This is a genomic window from Microvirga sp. 2YAF29, assembly GCF_052114605.1.
In the GTDB taxonomy this organism is placed as follows: Bacteria; Pseudomonadota; Alphaproteobacteria; order Rhizobiales; family Beijerinckiaceae; genus Microvirga.
The window spans coordinates 167,491-179,347 of record NZ_JBFRFB010000007.1; the positions used below are offsets into that span (position 1 = coordinate 167,491).

The following is an 11,857-nucleotide window of genomic DNA, read 5'->3' on the forward strand; positions in this document are numbered from 1 at the left end:
TGACAGTGCTTTATTCTGCTGACAATCCCGGATCGGCTGCGCCGTCCGGGATGACGTTTTTTATATCTCACTCCGCCGCGACCGGCAGTGGCTGAGGCTCCGTGCGGAATTTGGCGAGAAGATCGGCCTCTTCCTTCCTGGCGACTTCCAAATTCCGCTCCTTGATATGCCCGAAGCCGCGGATCTTCTGTGGGATGTTGGCGAGGCCGACTGCAATCGCATGATTGTCGGCTTTGACCTTTGACACGATCTCACCGATCCGTCCCTCGAACTCGCGGATGAGATCGCGTTCCATGCGACGCTCGTGTGTATATCCGAACACATCGAGCGGCGTGCCGCGTACGCTCTTGAACTTCGCGAGCACGCGGAAAGCCTTCATCATCCACGGGCCGAAGCTCATCTTCTTCGGCACGCCGGTTGCCGGGTCCTTGCGGGCGAGCAGCGGCGGCGCGAGGTGGAACTCGAAGCGCAGGTTCTCGCCTTCGAAGGCGGAGGCGACCTGGCGCTCGAAATGGCCGTCGGTGTAGAGACGCGCCACCTCGTACTCGTCCTTGTAGGCCATGAGCTTGAAGAGCGAGCGCGCCACCGCATCGGTAAGCGCGGTCGAGCCCGGAACAGCCTTTTCTTCCGCTTCCCGCACGCGCTGAACGTGAGTGCGGTAACGCTGGCCATAACGCTTGTTCTGGTACGCGGCGAGAAACTGCACGCGCCGCTCGATCACCTCGTCCAGCGTTTCGGAAATCCTCAGCTCGTCGTTCGGCGCTTTCAGTGTGCTCATCATGGCGGCAAGAACGCCCGGTTCCGCAACCGCGCGGCGGCCCCAGGTGAAGGCTGAAAGGTTCATCTTCACCGCTTCGCCGTTGAGCTCGATGGCCTTCTCGATGGCAGCGCCGGAGAGCGGCACGCGGCCGGCCTGATAGGCATAGCCAAGCATGAACATGTTGGCCGCAATCGAATTGCCGAGAAGCGCTGTGGCAATCGCCGTCGCGTCCACGAAGTAGACGCCGTCAGTGCCCGCTGCTCCCTTGATCGCGCGCTTCAGGCGCTCGGTGGGCAGCGAGAAGTCGGCATTGCGCGTGAACTCGCCGGGCATGACTTCCGCCGTATTCACCACGAGCGCGGTCTGCCCTTCCTTCACGGCGGCCAGCACCTTCTTGGTGCCGGTCACCACGAGGTCGCAGCCGAGAACGAGGTGGGCTGCTTCCGCACTCACACGGATGGCGTGGATATCGTCCTGGTGGTTAGCGAGGCGCACATGGCTGTAGACCGCGCCGCCCTTCTGCGCGAGGCCGGCCATGTCGATCATGCCCATGCCCTTGCCTTCGAGATGGGCCGCCATGCCGAGAATCGCGCCGATGGTCACGACGCCCGTGCCGCCCACGCCTGTCACAATCACGTTGAACGTGCGGTCAATAGTGGGGATCACCGGATCGGGCAGCGGCTTGAAGGTGACGTCATCCGTCGAGAGCGTTTCCGGCACCGCCTTCTTCACCTTGGCGCCATGCACCGTCACGAAGGACGGGCAGAAACCCTTCACGCAGGAAAAGTCCTTATTGCAGTTCGACTGGTCGATCTGGCGCTTGCGGCCGAACTCGGTCTGCACAGGCTGCACGGCCACGCAATTCGACTGCACGGAGCAATCGCCGCAGGCTTCGCAGACGAGATCGTTGATGATGACGCGTTTGTCCGGATCGGGGAATTCGCCGCGCTTGCGGCGGCGGCGCTTCTCGGACGCACAGGTCTGATCGTAGATCATCACCGTCACGCCGGGGATTTGCGCCAGATCGCGCTGCACGGCGTCGAGTTCATCGCGGTGATGGATCGATAAGCCGGACGGCCAGCGGATTTCCTTCGGGTATTTGTGCGGCTCGTCCGTGACGAGCGCGATGCGCTCCACGCCTTCCTCACGCACCTGACGGGCGATCATATCGACGGTGAGGCTGCCTTCATGCGGCTGCCCGCCGGTCATGGCGACCGCATCGTTGAAGAGGATCTTGTAGGTGACGTTGGTCTTGGTGTGGATCGACCAGCGAAGCGCCAGGATGCCGGAATGGTTGTAGGTGCCGTCGCCGAGATTCTGGAACACGTGACCGCGATTGGAGAATGGCGACTCGCCGATCCAGTTCGCGCCCTCGCCGCCCATCTGCGTAAAGCCGTCGGTGGAGCGGTCCATCCACTGCACCATGTAGTGACAGCCGATGCCCGCATAGGCGCGCATGCCTTCCGGCACCTTGGTGGATGAGTTGTGCGGGCAGCCGGAGCAGAAATGCGGCACACGGGTCGCCACGTCGCTCGTGATCTTCAACACTTCCTGCGCATGGCGGAGCCGGGCCACGCGGCCGCGAAGATCGTCGTTGTTGTGGTAGGCAAGCAGGCGCTCACCGAGCACGATGGCGATGTCGTTGGGGTCGAGCGAGCCCTTCACAGGGAAGAGCCAGTTGCCGGTCTCGTCCTTCTTGCCGATGCAGAGCGGCTGGTTCGCGGTGCCGTAAAGCTCCTCGCGCAGCTGCACTTCGATGAGGGAACGCTTCTCCTCGACGACGATGACCTTGTCGAGGCCTTGCGCGAATTCCAGAAGCTCGCGCTGCGAGAGCGGCCAGGGGCATGCGACCTTGTAAAGACGAAGGCCCATGTCGTTCGCCTTCACCTCGTCGAGGCCGAGCTCGTCGAGGGCTTGGCGTACATCGAGATAGGACTTGCCGACCGTGATGATGCCGATCTTCGCGTTGCGCCCGCCGGAGAGCACGATGCGGTTGAGATTGTTGGCGCGCACGAAGGACAGCATCGCATCGCGCTTGAAATCCTGAAGCCGCGCTTCCTGATCGAGAACGCCGTCGCGGTTGCGGATGTTGAGGCCGCCCGGCGGCATGATGAAATCATCGGGCATGATGATCTTCACGCGGTCGAGGGAGCCATCGATGGACGACGTGGATTCGATATTGTCCTTCACGCATTTGAACGCTACCCAGGTGCCGCAGAAGCGGCTCATGGCGTAGCCGTAAAGGCCGTAATCGAGGATCTCCTGAACGCCTGCAGGGTTCAGGATCGGGATCATCACATCGACGAAGTGGAATTCGGACTGGTGAGCGACGGTGGAGGATTCCGCCGTGTGATCGTCACCCATCAGCGCCAGCACGCCGCCATGTTTGGAGGAGCCCGCCATGTTGGCGTGGCGGAACACGTCGCCGGAGCGGTCGACGCCCGGGCCCTTGCCGTACCAGAGGCCGAACACGCCGTCATACTTGCCGTCGCCGCGAATCTCGGCCTGCTGCGAGCCCCATACGGCGGTGGCCGCCAGTTCCTCGTTGAGGCCGGGCTGGAAGACGACGTTGGATTGCTGGAGCCATTTCCGGGCGCGCCAGAGGTTCTGGTCCATCCCGCCGAGGGGCGAACCGCGATATCCTGAGACGAAGCCCGCCGTGTTCAGGCCCGCCAGCCTGTCACGCTCGCGCTGCATGAGCAGCATGCGGATGACGGCCTGCGTGCCGGTAATAAAAACGTGATCCTTCGACAGATCGTACTTGTCGTCCAGCGTAACGCTACGAAGCGCCACATGACCGTCAGTCATGCCGTTCCTCCTTGGAGCCCAAGCTCGCCGCCGGATTTTCCCGGTTCTTACTGGCTTTGAAATTATGTCAGTAATGCTGACATAACCGCCTCAGGCCGTCAATCAAGCGATTCTAAAGTAGGGCCTTCGTTTTGCCTCCATTAACCATGATCCCTCATGATCCGGGTTCTTTCGAGGCTTCCGGCACCCGCCTGAAGCACAGCTTTTGAAGTCGATGATGTCACGCCGTCTGGGTCTCACATTCTGCCTTGCCGCCCTCCTGGCGGGTGCCGCGCTGCCGGCTTCCGCCCATCCGCATGTGTGGGTCAACGCCAAGGCGGAAATCGTCTTCGGGGCGGACAAGAAGGTGATGGGCATCCGCCATCACTGGACCTTCGACGAGGCCTACACGGCCTATGTGACGCAAGGCCTGGACAAGGACGGCGATGGCAAGCTCTCGCCCGACGAGCTTCAGGAACTGGCCGACGAAAACGCCGGATCGCTGGAGGAGTTCGAGTATTTCACCACCTTGAAAGCGCGCGGGAAGCCCCAGACTTTCGATCCGCCACGCGAGGCGCGCATGGTGATGGACAAGACCCGGGTCACCATGTCCTTCCTACTGCCCCTCAAGGCGCCCGTGGCCTCCGCGGGCCCGGTTGCCATCGAGATCGAGGACCCGACCCTGTTCGTCTATTTCAGCCTGTCGGAGGGCCAATCCTCCGTCACTCTCGCGGGCGCGCCGGAGGGCTGCCTGACCACCATCGCCAAGGCCAAGGCGCTCGATGCCACCATGCAGCAGATCCTGCAGGATGAGGGCGCGCTCCAGGCGCGGGCGGGCGATTTCGGCGTGGAATATTCCAACAAGGCCATCATCGCATGTCCGTGAGTTCCCGACCCCTCGACCTCCCCGCCCCGACGCAAGGGCGGCTTTGGCGGAGGCTTGGCCTGATGGTTGCGGCTGTTGCAATCATCGCCGGCCTGATGGCCCTGCTCGGCCTGTGGCTCGGGCCGATCAGCACGCCCGCGCCTCGCAGCCCGTTCGGCATGGGCATCCGTGAGGCCGCGCCCTCGGGCGCTATCGGCGCCTGGATCCTCTCCGTGCAATCGGGCTTCTATGCCAGCCTGCAGGCGGGCGTGCGGAGCCTGAAGGACAGTGGCGATGCCTTCTGGTCCCTGCTGTTCGTCGGCTTTGCCTATGGCGTGTTTCACGCCGCCGGTCCCGGCCACGGCAAGGGCGTGATCTCCGCCTACCTCGTTGCCGATGAGAAGGCCTTGCGCAAAGGCCTGCTGCTGAGCCTTGCGGCAGCCCTGGTGCAGGCCGTTGTTGCCATTCTCATCGTCTGCACGGTGAGCCTCGCGCTGCGCGCGACCGCCTCCACCATGAACAAGCTCGCGATGAATGTGGAGCTTGCAAGCTTCATTGCAGTCGCCCTTCTGGGCCTCGCGATCACGTGGCGCAAGGCGGGCAAGGTGCTCGGCGTCATGGCGCTCGCCCGCAATCCTTCCGCAACCGTACAGGAGGAAGGCTGCGATCACGTCCACATGCCTCCGCCCGAGGAATTGAGCCGTCTTACCCGATGGCGCGACATGGCGGGGGTGGCGCTCGCCGCTGGAATCCGGCCCTGCGCCGGGGCGCTGATCGTGCTCGTGTTTTCTCTGTCGCAAGGGTTGTTCGCGGCAGGCATCGCCGCGACCTTCGCCATGGCGCTCGGCACCGCGCTCACCACCAGCGCCATCGCGGCGCTCGCGGTCTTCTTCAAGGCCATGGCTTTGAGAATTGCCGGCGGGCGCGGCGCATCGGGCGCGATTGCCATCGCGGGGCTCGAACTTCTCGCCGCCGCCTTCGTATTCGTGCTGGGAGCAAGCCTGCTCTACGGTCTCTGGGCGACCAGTTAGCGCCGCGATTCGAACGCCATCCGCACGGCAAGACCACCGAGCACCGTGCCCATCAGCCACCGCTGCATCACCATCCATCGAGGGCGAGTCGTCAGGAACATGGCGATAGACCCGGCCATGACGGCGATGAACGAATTCACGCTGACGCTGATGACGATCTGGGCGAATCCCAGCACGATGGATTGCATGAGAACACTACCGTGTTCCGGGCTGATGAATTGCGGCAGGAGCGACAGATACATCACCGCGATCTTCGGGTTGAGCAGGTTCGTGATGAGACCCATCATGAACAGCTTGCGCGGGCTGTCCTTGGGCAGCCCCTTGACCTGGAAGGGCGAGCGTCCGCCCGGCCTCACGGCCTGCCACGCGAGATAGAGAAGATAGGCAGCACCGCCAAAACGCAGAGCATCGTAGGCATAGGGCACGGCCAGCACGAGCGCCGTGATGCCGAAGGCTGCGCAGAGCATGTAGACGACGAAGCCGAGGGCGACGCCTGCGAGCGAGATCAGGCCAGCCACGCGCCCCTGCGAGATGGATCGCGACACGAGATAGATCATGTTCGGTCCGGGCGTGAGCACCATTCCAAGCGCCACTAGGGCGAAGGCGACAAGGCTCGATGTTTCAGGCATGCATGGGCTCCTCGGATCGATCTGTATCGAACTTATCGCCTAAAGTCCCAACGCCTCGCCATCGGAGCGCGGATCGTGCACCGCTTCAACACGACCATTGCGCGGATGCCTGACGAGCATGCCCGCATGGCCCATCAGATCGGCGTAGGGCTTGTTCAATTCCTCGACCGGATGGCCATAGCTCGAGAGCGCGCGCAGCAGACTGGGGTCGAACCGATCCTCCATCTTCAAGGTCGCGGAAGGCGCTCTCCAGCTCTTGCCGAAGAGCCAGCGCGGCGCATCGACCGCGTCGGCGAGGCCCATGCCGAAATCGGCATAGCGTGTGAAGATCTGGGCAAGGATCTGCGGCTGCCCCTCCCCGCCCATGGTGCCGAAGGAGAGCACGCGCCCATCGTTGAACGCGGCCATGGCAGAGTTGAGGGTGTGGAAGGGCTTGCGGCCCGGCTCAAGCGCCCGGATGCTTTTGGGATCGAGCGAGAAGCTCAAGCCCCGATTGTGCCAGTGGATGCCGGTCGAAGGCAGCACGCAGCCGGAGCCGAAGGCCCAATAGACGGATTGGATATAGGAGACCGCAAGCCCATCCTTGTCGATGCAGCCCATCCAGACCGCATCGCCTTCCACCGGACGCGCCGGATAGGGTCCCGCGCGGCGGGCCTCGATCATCGCCGCCTCCCGCTCGAACACCTTGGACGTGAGGAGGGACATCGGGTCCTGCGGAAGGTCGCGAGGATCGGTCACGACCGCGTCCCGAATCGAGAAGGCCCGCTTGGCGGCCTCGATCAGGCCATGGTGATGCTCGGGCGCCTCGCCGCGCTTGACGCCGAGACGCTGGAAGATGCCGAGAAGAAGCAGCGTCGCCAGCCCCTGGCTCGGCGGCGGCAGATTGTAGACGGTCGAGTGATCGAGCGTAACGGAGAGCGGCTTCACCACGCGGGCCTGGCAGGTCTCCAGGTCCTTGCGGGTGATGGGCGCGCCGATCTCCTCCAGGTCGGCGGCGATCTCGCGGCCCACGTCGCCGCGATAGAAATCCCGTAAGCCCGCATGGGAAAGCTGTTCGAGGGTTTCGGCAAGCTTGGGCGCGCGGCGGGTCTCGCCGGCTGGCGGAAGCTTGCCCTCGCTCAGGAACGCCTCGGCAAAGCCAGGAGCGGTGAAAAGCGCCTCCTGCTCGAGCAGGGCATTGCGCCCCTCGGCCGCGCCGATGGCATAGCCCTCGCGGGCGAGGCGGATCGCGTCGGCCAAAAGCATGTCGCGCGGCAACAGACCGCCCAGCGCCTTGGCGAGCTCGAGGGCGAGCCCCCAGCCGCTCACGGCTCCGGCGACGGTCACGGCGGCATCCGGCCCGCGCGGCGGCACGGTATCGTAGTGTTTATCCCGGTAACGCTTGATCGTCGCCAGGGACCCCGCCGCACCCAAGGCATCGAGGGCGTGGACACGCCCCTTCGGCTCCCGCACCAGCCAGAACCCATCCCCGCCAAGGCCGTTCATGTGGGGATAGACGACCGCCATGGTCGCCGCCATGGCCACCATGGCCTCCACCGCATTGCCGCCGGACGCCAGGATCATCTGGCCGGTCTCGGAGGCGAGCCTGTGGGGAGCCGCGACGGCGGCTGTGGAGAAGACGGGTGTTTCGGGCATTCTTTGAAATCGATGCGATTGAATGAGGTTTACGGCAAACCTTGCACCGGAGGGGGCGTTTAGGGTAGTCCCATTCTGGAAGAGAATGGAGTAACCGAACCGTGGCTCAGGCGAAAAGCACCAACTGGCGCAACCTCATCACCGTGATCAGCATCATGATCCTGGTCGGGGCCGAGGTGTTCGGCGTGGCGATTGCAGCCGGCTGGGCCATCGCTGGCCTGCTCGAACTGGGCCACATGGTCGGCTATGTCCTCATGGGCCTGTTCAGCCTGCTCGCAATCTATTTCCTCGTGAACCTGTGGCGCCGCTGCGTCGCGGTGGAGCCCCTGACCGGTCGCGCCTGATAGGCTGATGGTCTGAAGCGCGGCGCTCTACGAATCGGCATGGCCGGGGGAGAGCGTTCACGGGCACGCCCTCATCACGATAGGGTCGGCATCCGCCGGCACATAGGCCTCCATGAGGCGGCACTGCCCTGCGATGCAGACCCGCCAATCCGCCGTCGCCTCTGAGCGGCGCATGATCACCTCGGCTTGAGGCGGCACTTTCGGTTTCCAGACATAGGACCCGTTCACGAGCCTCGCCTCCGGCGGCGGCTCCATGCCGGCGCCAGAGCCCTTCACCCGCGCTTCCACGATTTCGAGACCGGCGGGTGTTACGCGCCAATCCTCCTCCCACGCGATCTTTTCGACCGAGTGCGTCCAGGCCAGGGTCATCGCGCTCACCATCAGCGGCGCGACGACCTTGCCTGCAACGAGGCAGATCATGAATGCACGGTCGTGAGCGCCGCCGCTGCCTTGCGGGTCTTCCAGACGTGGTAGCCTATGAAGAGGGCTGAGAGCACGAAGCCGAGCTCGTCGGTGATCGGGATCGCGGCGACGAGCAGCGCTGCTGCCACCGTCGCCCAAAGCCGCTCCCACCAAGCCAGAGGCTTCAGGAAGAATCCGATGGCTGCCATTCCCCACAGTGCCATGGCAAGCGTCGCCTTGAGCACGATGTAGACCACCGCAAACCAGTAGCCCGCGCCCTCGAGACCCGGCACTGGCTGCAGCATCAGGTTCGGATCGTAGACTGCCATGTAGGGCACGACGAAGCCCGGCAGCGCGATCTTCACCGCCTGCACGCCGATCTTGAGTCCCGATTCCTTCGCCATCGGAGCCGCAGCGAATGCCGCGAGCGCCACCGGCGGCGTGAGATCCGCCATGATGCCGAAGTAGAACACGAACATGTGCGAGACGATGAGCGGCACATCGAGCTGCAGCAGGATGGGTGCGGCGAGCGACGAGGTGATGATGTAGTTCGGGATCGTCGGGATGCCCATGCCGAGGATCAGGCTGAAGATCATCGTGAGCACGAGGGCCGCGAAGATATTGTCCTTGCCGATGGAGATCATCCATGTGCCGACGATGGTGCCGAGTCCCGTGAGCGTCATCGTGCCGATCACGATGCCGACGACTGCGCAGGCGAGGCCCACCGGCAGCGCCTGACGGGCGCCGTCGGCCATGGCATCGACGCAGGCCTGGAGCGTCAGGCGCCCGCGGCCGAAAAAAGCATTCCAAATGGACAAAGCGGCGACGACGAGCACGACGAGCGTCACGCTCGATGCGAGCGAATAGGCCGAGACGAGGGCAAGGCCGATCCAGAACGCAACGCGCAGAGCCGGCGTGCCGAGGCCCGTCACGATGGCTGTGCCGAGAATGAGCGCCACCGTCAGCGACAGACCGACCGCGCCGGCGAAGAGCGGCGTGTATCCGGTAAAGAGCAGGTAGACGAGAACGGCGAGCGGCGCGATGAGGAACCACTTCGTCTTCAGCTCGGTCCATGCATTCGGCAGCTCGGATTTGGGCAGCCCGCGCAGGTGAAGCTTTCCGGCCTCCAGATGCACCGCGAGATAGCAGGACGCGAAGTAAAGAAGCGCCGGAATGATCGCAGCCTTCACGATCTCCGAATAGGGGACGTCGATGGTCTCGGCCATGATGAAGGCGACCGCGCCCATGACCGGCGGCATGATCTGCCCACCCATGGACGACGTCGCCTCGACACCGCCGGCGAAGGCTGCAGGGAAACCGAAGCGCTTCATCAACGGAATCGTGAACTGGCCTGAGGCGACCACATTCGCGACACCCGAGCCGGAGACCGTGCCCATGAGCGCGGAGGACGCCACGCAGACCTTGCCCGGCCCGCCCTGCTTGTCACCGAACACGGCCATCGAGATATCGTTGAAGAAATCGATGACGCCCGCCTTCTCCATGAAGGCGCCGAACAGGATGAACAGGAAGATGTATGTCGCGGAGACCAGGGTCGGCGTGCCGTAGATGCCCTCCGTTCCGAAGGCCATGTGCTCGATCACCTGATCGAGCGAATAGCCGCGATGATCGAGCGGCGCGGGCAGATAATTCCCTAACAGGCAATAGGCGAGGAACAGGCCCGCCACGATGGGAAGCGCAACGCCCATCACGCGCCAGACCAGATAGAAGAGAACCACGAGCGCGGCGATGCCGGAGATGAGATCGCCCGTCGTCATGTCGCCGGCACGGATCACGAGATCGTTGTAGAAGGCCCATTGATAAAGGCCGACGGCGAAACCCGCGAAGCCCACGAGCCATCCAACAACGCGCATGACTGAGGAACCGGAGCGGTGATTGGCGACCATCGCGCCCGCGACGAGGCACAGGAAGCCCACATGGATGGCCCGCACGACCTGGCTCGGCACGCTGCCACCGAACCAGAACACGAGCCCGAAGGCCACGGCAATCGCGATCCAGCCGAGAAGACCATCGAGGAGGCCTCGGCGCCGTACGGCAAGCGCGACCAGACAAGCGGCCCAAGCCACCATGACGACATAGAAAATCTGAAAAAGGCTGACGCCCAGGAAGAACGGCTGATCGAGCGGAATGCCGAAGGAGGTGATGATCTGGAAGGTGGAAAACGATACCGCGATCCAGAACAGGAGCCTGCCCCAGAACCCTTCGCCGAAGCTCTCCGGCAGGCCGTGCTCCGGGTTCACGCTCTCGGATGGAGCTTCCATCTGGGCGAGTTCGGATGTGTTCGCACTCTGGCTCATGGCGCGGAATCTCCTGACAAAGCTGGTCCTGGCAAAGCTTGTTGTTCTTGTCGTTGAAAAAAGAAGCCGGAGCAGTTCACCTGCCCCGGCTTCAAAGTAAATCGGCCGAAGGGTTTAGGAGCCCTGCTTCTTCACGCCCTTCTCGTCGAAATAGCGCTGCGCGCCGGGATGCATCGGCACCGGCATGCCCGAGAGCGCGCTCTCGAGCTTGATGTCCTTGGCGGCGGCATGCGCGGCGGCTAGATCGGGCAGGCTCTCGTAGATCGCCTTGGTCATCTGATAGACGGTCTCGTCCTTCACGCCGGAATGGGTGACGAGATAGTTCACGACGGCAGCGGTCTGCACGGGCGCGGTCTGGCCATCATAGGTATTCGCCGGAATCGTGACCTTCACATAGGGCGTTCCGACCTTGTCCACGACAGCGGCGGGGATTTCCACCACGACGATCGGGACGGAGGTGGCGAGATCGCGGATCGAGGACACGCCGAGGCCTGCCGATTGCAGGGTGGCATCGAGCTGGCGGTTCTTCATGAGCTCGACGGATTCGCCGAAGGGTAGGTACTCGACCTTGCCGAGATCCTTGTAGGTCAGGCCGGCACCTTCGAGAACCGCACGGGCATTGAGCTCGGTGCCGGATTTCGGCGCGCCGACGGACAGGCGCTTGCCCTTGAGGTCCGCGAGCGACTTGATGCCCGATTCCTTGGTCGCGACGATCTGAATGTAGTTGGGATAGATGGCGGTGATGCCGCGCAGCTTGTCCTGCTTCGCCTTGAAGCCGGCTTCCTCGTTGCCCTCCCAGGCCATGGCTAGGCTGTCCCCGAGGGTAAAGCCGATCTCGCCCTTGCCCTGCTGCAGCAGGGTGAGGTTTTCAACCGAAGCCTTGGTGGCCTGGACGGACGGACGCGAACCCTGCACCTTTTCCGTGAACACCTTGGAGAGGGCCACGCCGAGCGGATAATAGACGCCCGATGTGCCGCCGGTCAGGACGTTGATGAAGTCCTGTGCCTGGGCCGGAACGCTCGCACCGGCAAGGGCCAGGGCGGTGGCGGCGCCCATGAGGCGGCGCATGAAGGAACGATGCATAGGCGT

Annotated in this window: 9 protein-coding genes; 3 read left to right on the plus strand and 6 right to left on the minus strand. The window is 63.7% G+C overall.

Translation table 11 applies throughout. The annotated features are described in order from the left end of the window. Positions 1–67: 67 nt before the first annotated feature. Positions 68–3,568, minus strand: a complete 3,501-nt coding sequence (locus tag AB4Y85_RS11745; RefSeq protein WP_441985075.1) for an indolepyruvate ferredoxin oxidoreductase family protein — start codon at positions 3,566–3,568, stop codon at positions 68–70. Positions 3,569–3,785: 217 nt separating this feature from the next. On the opposite strand from AB4Y85_RS11745, the gene AB4Y85_RS11750 reads away from it, so the two are divergent. Continuing rightward, complete coding sequence (locus tag AB4Y85_RS11750) at positions 3,786–4,433, plus strand: DUF1007 family protein (protein ID WP_441985076.1); 648 nt, start codon at positions 3,786–3,788, stop codon at positions 4,431–4,433. Between the two features lie 62 nt (positions 4,434–4,495). Continuing rightward, complete coding sequence (locus AB4Y85_RS11755) at positions 4,496–5,443, plus strand: nickel/cobalt transporter (RefSeq protein WP_441985077.1); 948 nt, start codon at positions 4,496–4,498, stop codon at positions 5,441–5,443. Here the strand turns inward: AB4Y85_RS11755 and AB4Y85_RS11760 are convergent. Further along, the gene (locus AB4Y85_RS11760) at positions 5,440–6,072 is read right to left on the minus strand and encodes a LysE family translocator (protein ID WP_441985078.1); all 633 of its coding nucleotides are present in this window, start codon (positions 6,070–6,072) and stop codon (positions 5,440–5,442) included. The two genes, AB4Y85_RS11755 and AB4Y85_RS11760, sit on opposite strands and share 4 nt — an antisense overlap. Before the next feature lie 39 nt (positions 6,073–6,111). Further along, complete coding sequence (locus AB4Y85_RS11765; protein WP_441985079.1) at positions 6,112–7,707, minus strand: gamma-glutamyltransferase family protein; 1,596 nt, start codon at positions 7,705–7,707, stop codon at positions 6,112–6,114. 155 nt (positions 7,708–7,862) lie between these two features. Here AB4Y85_RS11765 and AB4Y85_RS11770 point away from each other — a divergent pair, with 155 nt between their 5' ends. Continuing rightward, positions 7,863–8,051, plus strand: a complete 189-nt coding sequence (locus tag AB4Y85_RS11770; protein WP_441985147.1) for a hypothetical protein — start codon at positions 7,863–7,865, stop codon at positions 8,049–8,051. A 57-nt stretch (positions 8,052–8,108) separates the two neighbouring features. Here AB4Y85_RS11770 and AB4Y85_RS11775 read toward each other — a convergent pair whose 3' ends face one another. From AB4Y85_RS11775 to AB4Y85_RS11785, 3 genes are all read right to left on the minus strand, one after another. Next, the gene (locus AB4Y85_RS11775; RefSeq protein WP_441985080.1) at positions 8,109–8,471 is read right to left on the minus strand and encodes a DUF1850 domain-containing protein; all 363 of its coding nucleotides are present in this window, start codon (positions 8,469–8,471) and stop codon (positions 8,109–8,111) included. After that, positions 8,468–10,768, minus strand: a complete 2,301-nt coding sequence (locus AB4Y85_RS11780; protein ID WP_441985081.1) for a TRAP transporter permease — start codon at positions 10,766–10,768, stop codon at positions 8,468–8,470. The genes AB4Y85_RS11775 and AB4Y85_RS11780 overlap by 4 nt, the downstream gene beginning before the upstream one ends. A gap of 114 nt (positions 10,769–10,882) precedes the next feature. Beyond that, positions 10,883–11,851, minus strand: coding sequence for a TAXI family TRAP transporter solute-binding subunit (locus AB4Y85_RS11785; protein WP_441985082.1), 969 nt, complete (start codon positions 11,849–11,851; stop codon positions 10,883–10,885). Between the last annotated feature and the right edge of the window lie 6 nt (positions 11,852–11,857).